The 18,371-nt window shown below is 43.9% G+C and carries 14 protein-coding genes; 6 read left to right on the top strand and 8 right to left on the bottom strand.

What is annotated here, in order from left to right; translation table 11 throughout:
* Positions 1-43 precede the first annotated feature (43 nt).
* A complete protein-coding gene (locus tag D8852_RS01590; protein ID WP_125424945.1) occupies positions 44-2,128 on the top strand; it encodes a GH92 family glycosyl hydrolase in 2,085 nt (694 codons plus the stop codon).
* 36 nt (positions 2,129-2,164) lie between these two features.
* Here D8852_RS01590 and D8852_RS01585 read toward each other — a convergent pair whose 3' ends face one another.
* Positions 2,165-3,844, bottom strand: coding sequence for an alpha-L-fucosidase (locus D8852_RS01585; protein ID WP_185755569.1), 1,680 nt, complete (start codon positions 3,842-3,844; stop codon positions 2,165-2,167).
* Between the two features lie 743 nt (positions 3,845-4,587).
* Between D8852_RS01585 and arcA the strand changes: the two genes are divergently transcribed.
* The 5 genes from arcA to D8852_RS01560 all read left to right on the top strand — a co-directional run bounded on the left by arcA (position 4,588) and on the right by D8852_RS01560 (position 11,093).
* Positions 4,588-5,817, top strand: a complete 1,230-nt coding sequence (gene arcA / locus D8852_RS01580; protein WP_000094624.1) for an arginine deiminase — start codon at positions 4,588-4,590, stop codon at positions 5,815-5,817.
* A 58-nt stretch (positions 5,818-5,875) separates the two neighbouring features.
* A complete protein-coding gene (gene argF, locus D8852_RS01575) occupies positions 5,876-6,892 on the top strand; it encodes an ornithine carbamoyltransferase (RefSeq protein ID WP_000149840.1) in 1,017 nt (338 codons plus the stop codon).
* 293 nt (positions 6,893-7,185) lie between these two features.
* A complete protein-coding gene (gene arcC / locus D8852_RS01570) occupies positions 7,186-8,133 on the top strand; it encodes a carbamate kinase (RefSeq protein WP_125424943.1) in 948 nt (315 codons plus the stop codon).
* Positions 8,134-8,230: 97 nt separating this feature from the next.
* The gene (locus D8852_RS01565) at positions 8,231-9,742 is read left to right on the top strand and encodes a YfcC family protein (protein WP_125424942.1); all 1,512 of its coding nucleotides are present in this window, start codon (positions 8,231-8,233) and stop codon (positions 9,740-9,742) included.
* Positions 9,743-9,764: 22 nt separating this feature from the next.
* Positions 9,765-11,093 carry a dipeptidase gene (locus D8852_RS01560; protein ID WP_125424941.1) on the top strand — a complete coding sequence of 443 codons (1,329 nt, stop codon included), beginning with the start codon at positions 9,765-9,767 and terminating at the stop codon, positions 11,091-11,093.
* A gap of 57 nt (positions 11,094-11,150) precedes the next feature.
* On the opposite strand, the gene adcA is transcribed toward D8852_RS01560, so the two are convergent.
* From adcA to dltC, 7 genes are all read right to left on the bottom strand, one after another.
* Entirely contained in the window at positions 11,151-12,656 is a 1,506-nt protein-coding gene (adcA, locus tag D8852_RS01555) for a zinc ABC transporter substrate-binding lipoprotein AdcA (RefSeq protein WP_125424940.1), read from the bottom strand.
* Positions 12,657-12,665: 9 nt separating this feature from the next.
* Positions 12,666-13,472 (bottom strand): metal ABC transporter permease, encoded by an 807-nt coding sequence (locus tag D8852_RS01550; RefSeq protein WP_000950023.1) that lies wholly within the window; start codon positions 13,470-13,472, stop codon positions 12,666-12,668.
* Positions 13,465-14,169 (bottom strand): metal ABC transporter ATP-binding protein, encoded by a 705-nt coding sequence (locus tag D8852_RS01545; RefSeq protein ID WP_001269483.1) that lies wholly within the window; start codon positions 14,167-14,169, stop codon positions 13,465-13,467. Before D8852_RS01545 ends, D8852_RS01550 begins: the two co-directional genes overlap by 8 nt.
* A complete protein-coding gene (adcR, locus tag D8852_RS01540; protein ID WP_001249328.1) occupies positions 14,169-14,609 on the bottom strand; it encodes a zinc-dependent transcriptional regulator AdcR in 441 nt (146 codons plus the stop codon). Before adcR ends, D8852_RS01545 begins: the two co-directional genes overlap by 1 nt.
* Before the next feature lie 147 nt (positions 14,610-14,756).
* A complete protein-coding gene (gene nt5e, locus D8852_RS01535) occupies positions 14,757-16,733 on the bottom strand; it encodes a cell surface ecto-5'-nucleotidase Nt5e (RefSeq protein ID WP_125424939.1) in 1,977 nt (658 codons plus the stop codon).
* Between the two features lie 137 nt (positions 16,734-16,870).
* Positions 16,871-18,139 (bottom strand): D-alanyl-lipoteichoic acid biosynthesis protein DltD, encoded by a 1,269-nt coding sequence (gene dltD / locus D8852_RS01530; RefSeq protein ID WP_038804739.1) that lies wholly within the window; start codon positions 18,137-18,139, stop codon positions 16,871-16,873.
* Positions 18,132-18,371, bottom strand: a complete 240-nt coding sequence (gene dltC, locus D8852_RS01525) for a D-alanine--poly(phosphoribitol) ligase subunit DltC (RefSeq protein ID WP_000351970.1) — start codon at positions 18,369-18,371, stop codon at positions 18,132-18,134. The genes dltD and dltC overlap by 8 nt, the downstream gene beginning before the upstream one ends.

Genomic DNA, 18,371 nt, shown 5'->3' with positions numbered 1-18,371 from the left:
CATTTTTCTGATATAATGTAGAAAAACAGCTAAAGGAAAGACTATGAAACCACTACTTGAAACCATCGATACCCGCTTTGGTACTGCTAGCAAGCATGCCTTCTCTCGGGGAAATACTCTGCCTTATACAGGCGTACCTTTTGGGATGAATTATTTTGTGCCTCAGACCAGTGACCAGGAGGGAGCTTGGTTCTTCGATCCGCATCTGCCCATCTTTCAGGGGATTCGATTGACCCATCAACCAAGTCCTTGGATTGGCGACTATTCTTGGCTACTCCTAACACCTGTCACAGGCCAGCTTGGGGGAGACAGTCTCTTTCACCGCCAGTCTTCTTATGATATCGAAAAAGCCTCCTTCCAATCTCATTATCTGAAGATTTTCTCCCTGCGCTATCAGATTGAAAGCCAACTGACACCGACTTGCTATGGCGCTTCTATTCGTTTGGAGCAAAAGCAAGGCAAAGTCCTCTCCCTCTATCTTCACGCAGCAGATGAACTTACAGTAGAACAAATAGATAAGCGGACTCTTGCCCTGCGTCAAGAGGGAAAAACAGAGACCAACAAAAATCCGCTGATACTGTTTACTGCTCTACAAATGAATACGGATATTCTTGCTATCACACAAGAAGAGGGAGACTGGCGAATTGACTTAGCAAGCAGTCAAGCCGAGATTCAACTAGGCACTTCTTTCATATCCCCTTCTCAAGCTCTAGTCAATCTACCTCAAGAAGATTTTGATAGCTTTAAAGAAAATGCCCAAGCGGACTGGGAAAATCTCCTCCATCGTTTTGACGTTATAGAGACAGGAGAAGCTGACCGAACCTTCTTTGACCACTGCCTCTACAGACTCTTCCTATTTCCTCAGACTTTTTATGAGGTTGATGAGTCAGGGCAAGCCATCCACATGGATTTGGCTACTGGTACTGTCAAGCCCGGCGTCCTCTTTAGCAACAATGGTTTCTGGGATACCTTCCGCACCACCTTCCCCCTCTTTGCCCTGATCATACCGGAACACTATCACCGCTTTTTAGAAGGTTTCCTCAATAGCTACCGCGATACTGGTTTCCTTCCAAAATGGCTGGCCCCAGATGAACGTGGTATGATGCCTGGTACCCTTTTAGACGGCATTATCGCAGATAGCGCCTGCAAGGACATGGCCCCCGACCTAGAAAAAGAACTCCTCCAAGCCATGCTTGAAACAGCCAGCAAGTCCGACTCTCTCGGCATCAATGGTCGCCATGGACTAGCCCAATACCAAGAACTGGGCTACTCTACCGACCACCACGAAAGCGTTAGCCATACCCTAGACTACGCCTATAGTGACTTTTGTATCGCCAGCTGTGCCGAAAAGCTTGGTCAGAATGACATCGCGGAAACTTATAGAACTTCGTCACAAAATTACCGCCATCTATTTGACACTGCGACAGGTTACATGCGTGCGCGAGATAGCCAAGGCAACTTCCGCCCTGACTTCTCTCCTTATAGTTGGGGACGCGACTACGCCGAATGCTCTGCCGTTCAAGCGACTTTAGGCGTCCTCCACGACATCCCCGGCTTAATCCAGCTTATGGGTGGAAAAGAAGCCTTCAGTCACTATCTTTTGAAAGCCTGTCAGGACGCTCCCCTCTTTGAAACCACTGGCTATGGTTACGAGATTCATGAAATGAGCGAGATGGCTACCGCTCCTTTTGGGCAAATCGCCATTTCCAACCAGCCTAGCTTCCACATTCCATATCTCTTTCGCTATAGTGACTACCCCGACTACACTGCTCTACTCATCAAGACTCTGCGTCAGAAAGCCTTTCACCCAAGCTGGCAAGCCTATCCTGGCGATGAAGACAATGGTAGTCTCTCTGCTTGGTACATCTGGTCGGCTCTCGGATTCTATCCGACCTGTCCGGGCAAGCCCAGCTACGATATCGGAATCCCTCTCTTTGACCGCCTCCGTATCTACCTGGCTAAGGAAAATAAATGGCTGGATATCCATGCCGAGCAAAACTACAACCACTTCAACTTTGTCAAAGAATGCCGATTGGACAAGTCCCCAGTATCTAGCATCCAACACCAAGACCTCTTGAAAGCTGAGCAACTGACCTTCACTCTCAGCTGGTTGCCAAGTCACTCATAACCAAAAGAACCTTTGCATCGCGCAAAGGTTCTTCTTTTATGAAACTTGGACCTGAAGCTGGTCAACCAGCTGCCCATCTACCGTCAGATTCAGATAAAAATCTAAGCTTTTATCTCCTGCAAAATACAAGGTTGGTAGCGTTAGCTTTTTTTCAGTCTCGCCAACTTGAAACGCAAGGACTTGAATCTCGTCCCGATAAGCGACACCATGCACACCCGTCCCTGGTTGAATCGAAATCTTAGCTTCTAAAGGACTGCTAGATTCTCTGCGCTTAACTGTAAAATAGGCATTTTCTCCCTTGATTACAGCTAGACTTTTTTCTGAAAACTCTAGTTGCTGAACAGCTTCTTTTTTTGACAAGCTAGGTGTTTTATAAAGTGAAATCTTAGTTAATACTGGCAAATCCTGTGCCTCTGTGATTATTACACGCACCTTCTGAGCCTCAACAACTAGCCCTCGTAAGAGACGTTTATAACCAACAGTATGACCCGAACCAAACTCCTGCCAGACACCATCCAACTCTACCTGCACATGGAAAGCAGCGATGCGTTGCCCTAGCTTCAACTCTTCCCTCAACTCGATTACATCAAAAGTTTTAGGAGTTCCTAAATCAATCTCTAACTGAATTGGCAGTTCTGCATCACTTGCCCAAGAACTGGTCTCTAGTCCATCTGTCAGGTGGCAACAAGCAAAGTCTGCTGATAAAGCAGGCCCAGATACCTTGGCTCCCAGAGCTAAATCTTCTCTATAGAGTGCGTCACGGTAGGCTCTAAATTCATACAGTCGCTGGATATCCCTTTCATCAAATAGACCATCTTGGTTTGGAGGAATATTGAGCAAGAGAGGGGTTCCCCGCCCCACTGAGTGAAAGTAGATTTCGATCAACTCCTCAAGAGACTTGGGATCCTGATCCTCATGGTAAAACCAACCCGGCCGAAGGGATACATCTGCCTCACCGATTGAAAACAGCGTCCCTGAGGGATCACCGTGCTGTAGATAATCTAATGCAGCCTCTGTCCCCAACTGGTCGGGCTTGACTTTTTGCCACAAGGGATCCCCTGCATAGCCTCGTTCATTGCCAATCCAGCGAATACTAGTTCCCTCAGTTGAGAAAATCAAACAATCGCCCTGCAATTCACGAATGGTCTCAAACCAAGTCTCAAACTCATAGTTAACCTGCTGGGCCCCTTCCCCTCTGGCACCATCCATCCAGATCTCAGCGAACTTACCAGCATTCCCATAGTCAGGATTTGATAAGATTTCCTTCAACTGAGCCAGATAATAGGCATTGTAGTCTGCTTCTCGGTCCACATGATAAAGGGGACTATGGGCATCCCAAGGAGATAAATAAACTCCCATATCCATGTCAAACTCAGTTGCAGCTCGGGATACTTCGAGGAGCAAGTCCCCCTTTCCATCCCGCCAAGGACTAGCCTTGACCGAGTAGTCTGTATAAGCTGTCGGGTAGAGCACAAAACCATCGTGGTGCTTAACCACCAAAATCACCTTTTTAAAACCCGTTTCTTTAAGTACCCGAACCCATTCACGCGCATCCAACTTGGTCGGGTTAAAGCGTTCAGGCTCCTCTTGACCAGTCCCCCATTCTTGGTCATAAAAGGTATTGGGACCAAAATGGATAAAGGCTGCTAGCTCATCCCCCAGATAGGCTAGCTGCGCCTGACTTGGTAATGGTCCATGTGGTTTTATTTTCGTCATCATCTCATATCTCTTTCTCTTGTTCACAAAGTTATCCACAAGTTGTGGATAAGAACATATGCCTAAAAACTAGCTTTTCCAGACTCCAGCTCTTAGACTTGGGGCCTTCCCCCCTCGGGAAATCCTGCTCAAATCCCCAATGCACCAGGATTTCTACTAGAAAGCTAGCCAGTTACTAGTTTCTGGTACTATTATCAAGATCCCTCTAGGATATTAGCTGAGTGTCCTGCTCTAACCAGACTTATCCACAGCTTGTGAATAAACCATTCTTCCTAGTTGTTGCCTCGTTGACTATAACAAAAAATCTAGGTACCGTCAATAAGACAAGGCTGTCTTCCTAAATACTCAGAAAAGATTCTATAATTTGTACAATATACATTTAAAGTGGGCTAGAGGAAAAACTTTTCTGATAGATTTCATATAATTTTCTAAGCAACTTTCAATCACAGTTCCTCTCAATTCCTCGTCAGAACTGAATTAAAATCTGGACATTTCTTCTTAAAATGTGAAATTTAGCATAATTTTTTCAAAAAATATTATATTCTTTTTAGTAGAAGTTTATACATTTATTTCCTCTAATTCCTTTTGCCATCGTATAATAACATAAAATACTACTAAAACCTTGTTTTGTCCGAATTTTTAATCATTTTTTACTATTGACACGCCTCTGAGAATATGATATAACGTAAATGTAAGCGGTACCAAAAAGGTGCCACCGTAGAAATTTTTAAGGAGGAAAACACATGTCTTCACATCCAATTCAGGTATTCTCAGAAATTGGGAAACTGAAAAAAGTTATGTTGCACCGTCCAGGCAAAGAGTTGGAAAACTTGTTGCCGGACTATCTCGAAAGGCTTCTTTTTGATGACATTCCATTCTTGGAAGATGCTCAAAAAGAACATGACGCATTTGCTCAAGCTCTTCGTGATGAAGGAATTGAGGTCCTTTACCTAGAGCAATTGGCTGCTGAATCATTGACTTCCCCAGAAATCCGCGATCAATTTATCGAGGAATATTTAGACGAAGCCAACATCCGTGGTCGTCAAACCAAGGCGGCTATTCGTGAATTGCTTCACGGTATCAAGGACAACCAAGAATTGGTTGAAAAAACTATGGCAGGGGTTCAAAAAGTTGAATTGCCAGAAATTCCTGAAGAAGCAAAAGGCTTAACTGACTTGGTTGACTCAGACTATCCATTTGCAATCGACCCAATGCCAAACCTCTACTTCACTCGCGACCCATTTGCAACTATTGGTAATGCCGTATCGCTTAACCACATGTATGCAGATACTCGTAACCGTGAAACTCTTTATGGTAAATATATTTTCAAACACCATCCAATCTATGGTGGAAAAGTAGAATTGGTCTACAACCGTGAAGAAGATACACGTATTGAAGGTGGAGATGAGCTCGTTCTTTCTAAAGACGTTCTTGCAGTAGGTATCTCTCAACGTACAGATGCAGCTTCAATTGAAAAACTCTTGGTGAACATCTTCAAGAAAAATGTTGGCTTCAAGAAAGTATTGGCATTTGAATTTGCTAACAACCGTAAATTCATGCACTTGGATACTGTCTTCACCATGGTTGACTACGACAAGTTCACAATTCACCCAGAAATCGAAGGCGATCTTCGTGTGTACTCTGTCACTTATGAAGATGAAAAACTCAAGATTGTTGAAGAAAAAGGTGACTTAGCTGAACTTCTTGCAAAGAACCTCGGCGTAGAAAAAGTTCATTTGATCCGTTGCGGTGGTGGCAATATCGTAGCAGCTGCGCGTGAACAATGGAATGATGGCTCCAACACTTTGACAATCGCACCTGGTGTAGTCGTCGTTTATGCCCGCAATACCATTACCAATAAGATCCTAGAAGAATACGGGCTTCGCTTGATTAAGATTCGCGGAAGCGAATTGGTTCGGGGCCGTGGTGGACCTCGTTGTATGTCTATGCCATTTGAACGTGAAGAAGTATAATCGCTGTTCAGTATTTGTCAATAAAAAATGTAAAAAAATAGAAAGAGGAAATAATAGAATGACACATTCAGTATTCCAAGGACGCAGCTTCTTAGCAGAAAAAGACTTTACTCGCGCAGAGTTAGAATACCTTATCGGTCTTTCAGCTCACTTGAAGGATTTGAAAAAACGCAATATCCAACACCACTACCTTGCTGGTAAAAATATCGCCCTCCTGTTTGAAAAAACTTCTACTCGTACACGTGCAGCCTTTACAACTGCGGCTATTGACCTTGGTGCTCATCCAGAATACCTCGGAGCAAATGACATTCAGTTAGGTAAAAAAGAATCTACTGAAGATACTGCAAAAGTTTTGGGTCGTATGTTTGACGGGATTGAATTCCGTGGTTTCAGCCAACGTATGGTTGAAGAACTAGCAGAATTCTCAGGTGTTCCAGTATGGAACGGTCTAACTGACGAATGGCACCCAACTCAAATGCTCGCTGACTACTTGACTGTTCAAGAAAACTTCGGCCGCTTGGAAGGCTTGACATTGGTATACTGTGGTGATGGACGTAACAACGTTGCCAACAGCTTGCTCGTAACAGGTGCTATCCTTGGTGTTAACGTTCACATCTTCTCACCAAAAGAACTCTTCCCAGAAAAAGAAATCGTTGAATTGGCTGAAGGCTTTGCTAAAGAAAGTGGTGCACACATCCTCATCACCGAAGATGCAGACGAAGCTGTCAAAGGTGCTGATGTACTTTACACAGACGTTTGGGTATCTATGGGTGAAGAAGACAAATTCGCAGAACGCGTTGCACTTTTGAAACCTTACCAAGTCAATATGGACTTAGTGAAAAAAGCAAACAACGAAAACTTGATCTTTCTCCACTGTTTACCAGCATTCCACGACACTCACACTGTCTATGGTAAAGATGTTGCTGAAAAATTTGGCGTAGAAGAAATGGAAGTAACAGACGAAGTCTTCCGTAGCAAGTATGCTCGCCACTTTGACCAAGCAGAAAACCGTATGCACACTATTAAAGCTGTTATGGCTGCTACTCTTGGAAATCTCTACATTCCTAAAGTATAAAACTTACTCGTATACACAACACAGGGGTTGAGACGAAAGCTATGATAGCTTATCAGTTCTAGCGAAAGAAAGCAAGGATTCCGTTTGACAGATTTGCCACCTTACTCTTGTCATCTTCCTGCTTCCTAGTCTCATTCTGATAAACGTCGGCTGTGCGTTCAACCCCTTTTATTAGTAGTAATGACTAATTTGTCTTTTAAAAAGACGCTACCTCCACTTCATATTTTATCATCATACCTGCCTGTAGCTCTTGGAGTTCTGTCAGGTTTACCATATTAAAGGAAGGAGAGCTCATGTCTCATAGAAAAATCGTCGTTGCTTTAGGCGGAAATGCCATCCTCTCCACTGATCCATCTGCCCAAGCTCAACAAGCTGCTCTGGTAGAAACAGCTCGTCATCTGGTCAAGTTGATTCAAAACGGAGATGAACTGATCATCACTCACGGAAATGGTCCTCAGGTGGGTAATCTCTTGCTTCAACACTTGATGGCAGATTCGGAAAAAAATCCTGCCTTCCCCCTTGACTCTTTAGTTGCCATGACCGAGGGTAGTATCGGTTTTTGGCTACAATGTGCTCTTGATAACGCATTGCTCGATGTAGGGCTTGATAAAAATGTCGCTTCTGTTGTTACCCAAGTTATAGTAGACAAGGAAGACCCTGCCTTTATCAATCCCACCAAACCAATCGGTCCATTCTACTCAGAAGAGGATGCCAAAGCTGAGAGCGAAAAAACAGGAGCAACCTTCAAAGAAGATGCCGGTCGTGGCTGGCGTAAAGTGGTGGCTTCACCAAAACCAATCGACATTAAAGAAATCAACAGCATCCGCACCTTGCTCGATAATGGTCAAGTTGTCATCGTAGCAGGTGGAGGAGGTATCCCTGTTGTTAAAAATGAAAACGGTTACTTACGTGGGGTCGAAGCCGTTATTGATAAAGACTTTGCGTCTCAACGATTAGCAGAACTCGTCGAAGCTGACCTCTTTATCGTCCTTACTGGCGTAGACTACGTTTATGTCAACTACAATAAACCAGACCAAGAAAAACTTGAACACGTTACTGTCAGTCAACTAAAAGAATACATCAAACAAGGACAATTCGCACCGGGTAGCATGCTACCAAAAGTCGAAGCTGCTATCGATTTTGTAACCAACCGCCCAGAAGGCAAGGCTGTTATCACTTCCCTCAGCAATCTAGGCGCCTTGATCGAGTCCGAAAGCGGAACAATTATTGTTAAAGACTAGCCATTTTAACCCAAGTACAAGCTCTAACTAGGAGTACTCAGGTAAACCAACATCATTCGTTTTTATACTTTGTGGCATAGTTTAGGAGGAAAAACAAATGAGTGAAAAAACAAAAAAAGGGTTCCAAATGCCTTCATCTTACACTGTTTTGATCATTATTATTGCTATCATGGCAATCTTGACTTGGATCATTCCAGCAGGTAAGTATGACACGAACGAAGCAGGTGGCCTCATTGCAGGTACCTATCAAACTGTTGACTCTAATCCCCAAGGGATTTACGATATTCTAATGGCTCCAATCCGGGCGATGCTCGGTCACGAACCAACTAAAGCCGCTATTGACGTAGCCTTCTTCATCCTCATGGTTGGAGGATTTCTAGGTGTCGTCAATGCGACAGGCACACTCGATGTTGGTATTGCCTCTATTGTTAAGAAATACAAAGGACGCGAAAAAATGCTGATCCTCATCCTCATGCCCCTCTTTGCACTTGGAGGAACAACTTATGGTATGGGTGAAGAAACCATGGCATTTTATCCACTCCTTGTTCCTGTTATGATGGCTGTTGGTTTTGATAGCATTACTGCCGTTGCCATCATTCTACTAGGTTCTCAAGTTGGCTGTCTTGCCTCTACTCTCAATCCCTTTGCTACTGTTATCGCTTCTGATACCGCAGGTGTGTCATCTATGGACGGGGTTATCCTTCGTATCATCTTCTGGTTTGTTATGACAGGTATTAGTACTTACTTTGTCTACCGCTATGCAGAAAAGATTCAAAAGGATCCCACAAAATCACTTGTCTACTCTCAACGTGAAGAAGACCTTAAACACTTCAATGTCACTGATAACGAAAATGCTCCATCTGTCTTGAACAAGAAACAAAAACATGTTCTTGCCTTGTTCATCTTGACTTTCATCATCATGATCGCCAGCTTTATCCCTTGGGTAGACTTGCATATCACTCTATTTGAAGACTTCAAGAATTGGTTGATTGGTCTTCCTGTTATCGGTGGAGCTATCGGTTCATCTGCCCTACCGTTCGGTAGCTGGTACTTCCCAGAAGGGGCTATGCTCTTTGCTGTGATGGGTATTCTTATTGGTGTTGTTTACGGCCTTAAGGAAAGCAAGATTATCTCTACTTTTATGGCTGGTGCAGCAGATCTTCTCACCGTAGCCTTGATTTGTGCAGTGGCTCGTGGTATCCAAGTTATCATGAACGACGGTATGATTACTGCAACTATTCTACACTGGGGTGAAGTCGGACTTCAAGGTCTCTCTTCTCAAGTCTTCATCGTTTTGACTTACCTCTTCTACCTTCCTATGTCATTCCTTATCCCATCTTCATCTGGACTTGCCAGTGCTACAATGGGAATCATGGCACCACTTGGTGAGTTCGTTAACGTAAAACCTAGTCTCATCATCACTGCCTATCAATCTGCATCTGGTGTACTAAACCTTGTCGCTCCAACTTCTGGTATCGTTATGGGGGCTCTCGCGCTCGGCCGTATCAGTCTAGGAACTTGGTGGAAATTTGTTACTAAACTCATTGTCGTTATTGTCATTGTGAGCATACTTCTTCTTATCCTAGGTACCTTCCTACCATTCCTTTAGAACAAAGTGTGAGGTAAAACGAATGACCGTCTACATCACTGACTCCATTAAACAGAGCTTTATACAGAGTCTAAAGACTCTCATCTCCTACCCATCTGTCCTCCAAGAAGGGGAAAATGGGACACCTTTTGGACAAGCTATTCAAGACGTTCTAGAAAAGACGCTGGAAATCTGCCGTGAACTTGGCTTTAAAACTTATATTGATCCCAAGGGCTATTATGGTTATGCAGAGGTTGGTGAGGGAGAACTCCTTGCCATCCTCTGTCACTTGGATGTTGTGCCTGCAGGAGATTTGTCAGATTGGCAATCTCCTCCATTTGAAGCAACTATCAGAGAAGGCAAACTCTATGGACGAGGGGCACAAGACGACAAAGGTCCTTCACTGGCAGCTCTCTACGCAGTGAAAAGCTTGCTGGACCAAGGCATCCAATTTAAGAAGCGCGTGCGTTTTATCTTTGGTACGGATGAAGAAACTCTTTGGAGATGTATGGCACGCTACAATGCCCTCGAAGAAACAGCAAGTATGGGATTCGCCCCTGATTCGTCATTTCCTTTGACATACGCTGAAAAGGGGCTCCTTCAAGTCAAGCTTCATGGCCCCGGCTCTGATCATCTCAAGCTCGATATCGGAGGTGCCTTTAATGTCGTACCAGACAAGGCAAGTTACCAAGGTCCTCTTTATGAAGCGGTTTGTAAAGGGTTGAAGGAAGCAAATTTTGATCACCAAACCACAGACCAAACCGTGACCGTACTCGGGGTACCTAAACACGCCAAAGATGCTAGTCAAGGTGTCAATGCAGTCATTCGGCTTGCTAGTGTACTCGCACCTCTCCAATCCCACCCTGCCCTCCATTTTCTAGCCGACAAAGCAGGGCAAGATGGTAGGGGGCTTGGAATCTTTGGAGAGGTTACTGATGAACCGTCTGGTTCCCTTTCCTTTAATGTTGCGGGCTTGACTATCAATCCCGATCGCTCCGAGATTCGAATCGATATACGCATACCTGTGCTAGCAGATAAGGAGAAACTGGTGGCACAGCTCACTCAGTGCGCCAAAGACTACCAACTTGACTACCAAGAATTTGACTATCTAGCACCCCTCTATGTCGCAAGAGATAGCCAACTTGTTACTACCCTTATGCAAGTCTACCAAGAAAAAACTGGAGATAAAACTCCTCCTCTCTCATCAGGTGGTGCTACCTTTGCCCGCACCATGCCAAACTGTGTAGCCTTTGGCGCTCTTTTCCCAGGAGCACAACAAACTGAACATCAGGCAAATGAAGCAACTGTCCTAGACGATCTTTATCGCGCTATGGACATCTACGCAGAGGCGGTTTACCGTCTCGCAACCTAACCAGATAATCGTTTCTACCCAAAAAATCCCGCAGATTTGCGGGATTTTTCTCTTGCATCAATGCGCCAACATTTCTTGGGCGATTTCTTGACCAGATAGGTTATCTGGGTAGTAGGTTGGCCAGTTATCCATCTCTTCAAAGAGGGCTTCTTGGCTGGTGCCTCCAAAGAAGATATGGAAATGTTCTGCCTTGACTGGAGCGATATTGTGGTCACTAAACTGAACGTACTTGAACTGTCCAGCGTCCGCATCGGTTGCTTCAAAGAGAAAGCGCACGCCACGATTACCTTTCTTATAAGTCAAGATTTTCTTACCGACATACTTGTAGGTGAATTTCTTGCTTTGGCCACCTTGAACAAATTCCATAGTGTTATCAGTAATGTTGATCTTGGTCACATCTGTCTGATACCCTTTTCTATAGTAGGCCTTGTACTCTTCCTTGGTCATCTTGCCAGTCAACTTAGCCTTGTAGTCAAAGACTTGATCAAAAGTTCCATCCTCAAGGAAAGGATAAACTGACTGCCAGTTGCCAGTATAGTCACTCAAGGTACGGTCTTTGACATCTGCATCCTCAAAGTAACCATTGTGAACTGTCTTGGTATTTTCTTCCTTCTCTGGCTCAATTTCTGGTCCTTCTTGGTCTGTTGTCTGCTTCAAAGCCTTGAGGTTTTTCTCCATCACGGAGATATAGTCCTCACCAGCCTTGGTTGCTTCTTCTGTCAGACTTTCCAGCGGATTGAGCACATCTAGTTTGACACCTGTTTCTTTTGAGAGGGTATTTGCGAGGGCTTGTGAGGCATTTTCTTCAAAGTAGATATAAGAAATCTTGTTTTTCTTGATATACTCTGTTAATTCTGCTAAACGTGCTGCAGATGGTTCTGCATCTGGTGAGAGACCTGAGATGGATACTTGCTTGAGACCGTAGTCCAAAGCCAAGTATCGGAAGGCTGCGTGCTGGGTCACAAAGCTCTTTTGCTTCGCTTGAGACAAGCCATCTGTGTAGGTCTTGTCCAAGGCTTTTAGTTTCTCAATATAGGCAGCTGCGTTCTTCTCAAAAGTCTCTTTTTTATCAGGATAATCTGCTGATAAGCTGTCACGGATATGCTCTACTAGTTTGATGGCGCGTGCTGGTGATAACCAAACATGGGGATCGTACTCATGGTGATGACCTTCTTCTCCATGGTCATGGTCTCCCTCTTCTTCTTCACCACCTGGCAAGAGGAGCATATCACCTGTCGCCTTGATGGTTTTCACCTTTTTCTTATCCAAGGATTCTAGCAATTTTGGAACCCAAGTTTCCATATTTTCATTTTCATAGACAAAGGTATCTGCGTCTTGGATTTTGGCAACTGCCTTGGCAGACGGTTCGTATTCATGAGGTTCTGTACCAGCACCGATTAGAAGTTCTACATTAGCAGTATCTCCTGCGACTTGCTTGGTAAATTCGTAGACAGGGTAAAAGGTTGTTACGATATTTAGCTTCCCATCTGCCTGTTTTTGATTGGAACAAGCCACTAAAAACAGAGCACATAGACTAGCTAGTAGTAAGCTAATTTTTTTCATTTCATTCTCCTATTTGATAAAACGTTTCAGTAGACTGACTAACAAAAAGACAGCTACAAAGATAATGGTAATACTAGCGCTGGCAGGGGTTTCCGCATAGTAGGAAATATAGAGCCCTGCCACCATTCCCAAAAAGCCAATAGCACTGGCTAGCAACATAACGGATTTAAAGTTTTTCCCCAGACGAAGGGCAATACTAGCTGGCAAAACCATAATGGTCGACACCAGAAGAGCTCCTGCTGCTGGTATCATAAGGGCAATGGCCACCCCTGTCACCATGTTAAAGAGGATAGACATGGTCCGCACTGGAAGTCCATCTACAAAAGCCGTGTCCTCATCAAAAGTCAGGATATACATTGGTCGCAAGAACAAGAAAGTCAAGAGTAAAACGACCGCCGCAATGGCAAAGAGGAATATCACCTGCTCCTGGCTAATGGTCACAATCGAACCAAAGAGGTATTGGTCCAAACTCATGGAGCTCGAACTTTTGCCCTTACTCATCACGATAAGAGACACTGCAAGTCCTGTTGACATGAGGATGGCAGTTCCAATTTCCATAAAGTTCTTATAGACTGTCCGGAGATATTCTAGAAAGACCGCAGCAATCAAGACAATAGCAATGGTTGAAATAGTTGGAGAAATCCCCAAAACCAGACCAAAGGCTACTCCTGATAGAGAAACGTGACTGAGGGTATCACTCATCAAACTCTGACGACGTAAGATAAGGAAAGTCCCAAGAACTGGAGAAAAGAGACTCATGGCAATGACCGCCAAGAAGGCACGCTGCATGAAGTCATAAGATAACAAACTAAGCATGCTCCACCTCCTGGTCGCTTTCGTGAACGTTGAAACAACGCCACGGCGAATCTTGGTTACGGACTAGATGAATATTGCGATCCGCATAGTCCTTGACCTCCTCAGGGTCATGGGTAATCATCAAAACAGCCTTGCCATGATGATGGGCACTGTGGTGCATGAGTTCGTAAAATTCATTTTTGCTTCCAGCATCCATCCCTGTCGTCGGCTCATCCAAGACAAAGATATCTGGGTCAGAAGCAAACATCCGGGCAATCACTGCTCGTTGCTTTTGCCCTCCCGAAAGGGAACCAATTCGTTTGTCACGGTGTTCCCACATACCAACTGAGTCTAGACTAGCCTTGATATGCTCCTCATCATGGGCATTCAAGCGACGGAACCAGCCCTTTCGCGGATAACGACCCGACTTGACAAATTCATAAACCGTACTTGGAAAACCAGCATTAAAACTAGCAATCTGCTGGGGAAGATAAGCTATCCTTAGCTTTTTTCCATGAGTATTTGTCTTTGAGATGGTTACCTTACCAAATCTTGGTTGCAAGATGCCTAGACTCGCCTTGATCAGCGTCGTCTTGGCAGCCCCATTTTCACCAGTCAGGGTGACAAACTCCCCACTATCAACACTGTAGTTGATATGCTCGAGGACAGGTTCCTTGTCATAATAGAAAGACAAGTCCTCTACTGTAATATACCGCATTATTTGATTTCTCCTACTAAAGCAGTTAAAAACCGCTGGATAACTTCTTGTTCATTTGGAGTAAACTGACTTGCTACTTGTTCATAGGCTAAGAGCGTGTGTTCATGATGGTGGTGGTGCTCCTCTGCCACTGGGCGAGCCAGCTCTGTTAGTTGATAAAAGATCACACGCGCATCCTTGGGATCTCTGGATGTCTCTAACATACCCTCTTTGACTAAAGACTTGATAGCCTTGGTCACTGCCGCCTGACTGACATTGAGACGACGGGCTAGCTCCGAGTTGGTTAAGGATTCTTCTGACAAGAGCATGAGGATGTGTTCCTGAGTATTGGTCAAGGCAACGTCACTCGTGCAATGCCCGATCAGAATTTCATGCTGGTTCTCAGATCTCAAGATCACCTCGTTTAAAAAGTTATCGATTTCCTGTGCAAGCTGTCTCATGTGTTACTCCTTCCCTAGCTATCTTTTCGTAAAAAACATAGATAGCCCCCGATTCTTTACTGGTTAATTATATCATAAACCAAAAAAGAGTCAAGGGAAAAAGGCGTAAAAACGTTTCCCTAGACTCTTCTAGATGTAAAATTTAACCTATTTTTGCTTTGGTTTTCGGCTTGATAAGATACCTGCCAAACCAGCTACCATTCCCATCAAGAGCAAGAAGATGGACTGCTCGCTTCCTGTATTTGGGAGGGCTTCTTCTGAGACAACTGCCTTCTTGCTAAATTGACCTGCCACCTCATAAGTAAGTGGCACATTCGTAGTCGCATCGCTAGCAGCTGCATTCGTTTGAGGCGTTTCTACCGGCAGACTAAAAGTTGTAGAATCCACAGAAATCGTCCGTGAGTTCGGATTAATCTTTTCATACTGGGTCAAATCAGCTGTTTTCAGATACTCTTCAAAGGCTGCATCCATAGATGGGCCTTCTTCACGCGCGCCACCCAACATAGTGTAGCCATCACCACCCGCAGCTAAGAAATCATTGGTTGCAAGATAGTAGGTTTTTGCGAGATCTAGAAGATCATAACGACCAGTCGCACGGTTTTTAACCTGGATGGCCAAGACATGTTTCCCTGATGGTAGGTTGGTATCATAGTAGACCTTCACACCTGAAACTTGCAAGAAGCCACCACTTGGCTCTAACAATGGTTGCCCGTTCTCATCCAAGACCTTCTTGCCATCCTTATCGACCTGCAAGATAGATCCGAGTGATTTTTCAAACATATCCAAGACTTGTTGCCCCGTCACTTGGATTTGTGAGATGGTATTTCCAAATGGAAGAACGGCAATGACATTTCCTTTAGTGATCGGTTTGCCTTTTGCAATAGTTTCACGCAAGCCACCGCCATTTGTCACAGCGATGTCAGTCGGATGGCTAAATCCTGTTTGACCATACTGATAGAGGGTGTCCGCTACGACGTTTCCGAGGTTAGTTTCACGAACCCGAACATTTTCACGATCTCCGTTGAGTTCTACAGGGCTGTTTGAAACGACTTCAACAGCATTTTCAGCATCGTATTTTTGTTTAATGTCTTTGACTAGTTTTTCAACTGTTGGATTGGCTGGTAATTTTTTAGCATCAGCAGCCGGAATCTGAGTTGGATTGCCCAAAAGCTGACGTGATTTGTAGGTGATTTTTCCTACATTATGAAGGTAGCTTCCCGTCTGGTTATAGGTAACATTATCTCCATAGGTCGTTGATTCTACTGTATGAGAGTGACCATCGATTACTGTTACACATTTGCCTTTCAAACGAGGATTTTTAGACAAGGCTTCTGCCAAGGTTGAACCACGCCACTCAACTGGAGTTGTGGTATCTACACCCAAGTGAGCGAGCACAACATAGTGTTTGTAGTCCTTACCTTCTGCACGAGCCTTAGCTTGAACTTCTTCGATGACCTTATTGACTTCAGAGATTGGATCTGTAAAAGTTACCCCTTTGACATTTTTAGGGTGAGTTTTGGTTGCTGTTTCAGGTGTTATCACGCCGATTACAACAAACTCATCACCTTCCACAGTCTTATCTTTATCAACGATTGTAGAAGCTTCAAAGAGACGAGCACCATTGACGTAGGTATTTGAACTAAGTAATGGGAATTTCAAGATTTCCTTGTATTTCTTAGCTTCGTCCAAACCAAAGTCAAACTCATGGTTTCCTACTGCCATGGCATCATACTGCATCTGATTGAGAATTTCAGCACGCGCTTCACCCTTGGTAGAGTTGGAAATCGGTAAACCTTGGAAAGCGTCTCCCGCATCAACAACCAGAGTATTTTGATTTGATTTCGCACGCTCCTGCTCAATGACAGTCGCTAACTTGGCATCTCCAATTACTCCCTTTTCCTCTACAATACGACCATGGACATCATTGGTGTGTAAGATAACGGTGTCCTTTTCTTCGCTTTTAGTAGATTCAACAGGAGCTGGAGTCGATGACAAAGCTGGAGTCGCTACAACAGTTGAACTTTCTGCAGAAGTTGTTGCTTCTTCAGCGTATACTTGTCCAGCTAAGAAGGCCGGAGCTAACAGGGCTGTCGACAAGACAGGTAACAAAGAACGTTTATTCATTTTGAAATCCTTTTCTTTTTTCCTTTATATTATACGATATTTCTATAAAAAATAAAACTTTTGACTTTTTTTCATCTAAAATATTCGTCATTTAACCAAAAAACCTGAACCAAACAGTTCAAGTTTTTTTAATCAATTTATTGGAAATCTTTGATATTTCCATCATAGGTCGCCCAGTCCTTACTGAAGAAGCGGTCATTCATCTTGTAGTCTGGAGCTGGTTTTGGATCCGTCAAGAAGGGATTCACAACCTTATCAAAAGCCAACCAGCCCAACCAACCTAAGTGGATGGTATCCTTGATAAAGTAAGGTTCTCCTCCGTTTTTTGAAAAGTCAGCAATGTTGGTAAAGCCTTGACTCTCTAACTGGTAACGAATTTTCTCCACTGCGTGTTGGTACATTTCTTCACTGAGTTCTGTGTATTCCATCCATTTCTTGTTGACAGGCTGGATAACAAAGAGCACATTGACTTTTGATTTGGCAAATTGATTGAGAACCAGCTGCAAATCATTGTATTCAGACGACTTTAGGAAGTTATAATTTTTTTGATACCCTTCCCATTTTTTTAAGTCTTTTTTGACCTCATACGTGTAGAAATGATTCTCCATCCCCATATCGTTATTGGTCGTATTTGCCTCTGCATCCTTACGGGCAATTTCTTCTAAAGCGTCATAGGAAAACTGATCAGGAAGATCTTTTAAATAGTTTTCTACATGTTCTTTGTACTTGAGTTTCCCCCGAATGGAAAATTGACCAAAAAGAGAGGACTGCTTTTCATTGAATCGTGCAAAGACGTTGATGATAAGTCGATCAGCATCTGACAAGTCCTCTCCTTTTGAAAGCTTTTGAAGGATGCCTTTCAATGCCACACTCGGGTTCTGCTTCAACAAACGCGTCGCAGCATGCTTAGCCGAGATGTCCCCAGATTGATTTTCTAAAAAAGCTGTCAACTGGTCGCTATTAAAGAATCTCTGAAACGCTGCTGGCTCGTAATCCGTCTCTGTAAACCACTGAGGAGAGATGACAAACACCGCCTGCTTTTCCTCAATTTCTGGCAGAATCTGCTGCAAACCGAAATATTGATTAAGCGAGGCCGCTCCTGCCTGACCCATAAAGTAAGGGCGATAGGGACGATTGTATTTTTCTGCTAAAACAGCTGGATGGACACTATCAAATCGAATCCATTCACTTGACCCTAGAAAAGGGACAAAACGCATATTGGGATCCGTTAGCGCCCTCACTTTTTGACTTCTCTCTTTAAAACTTTCTCTACTGATGGAAGCTGCAGAGTACTTCTCCTCCGTCAGATTATGGCTTGTTGTACTTGGATAAAAAAAGATGAGTAGAAGAACCAAAAATCCAGCGATGAAGATAGGCCCGAAGATCAGCCACAAGCGTTTAAGCATTCTTTAACTCCGCAATACCTTCTACAATTTTATTAGCTGTATTCCAGTCATCACGACCGAACTCTGTCACTGGAACACGAATGTCAAAACGGTTTTCAATCTCAACGATCAATTCAACCGTTCCCATACTATCCAAGACACCAGCGTCAAAAAGATCTTCATCCATCATGTCAGAAACATCTTCCATAAACAACTCATCAATAATTTCAATAACTTCTGATTTGATATCCAT

It is taken from the genome of Streptococcus mitis (assembly GCF_003942695.1).
Lineage (GTDB): Bacteria > Bacillota > Bacilli > Lactobacillales > Streptococcaceae > Streptococcus > Streptococcus mitis_BD.
This window is presented reverse-complemented; position numbering and strand designations above follow the sequence as displayed.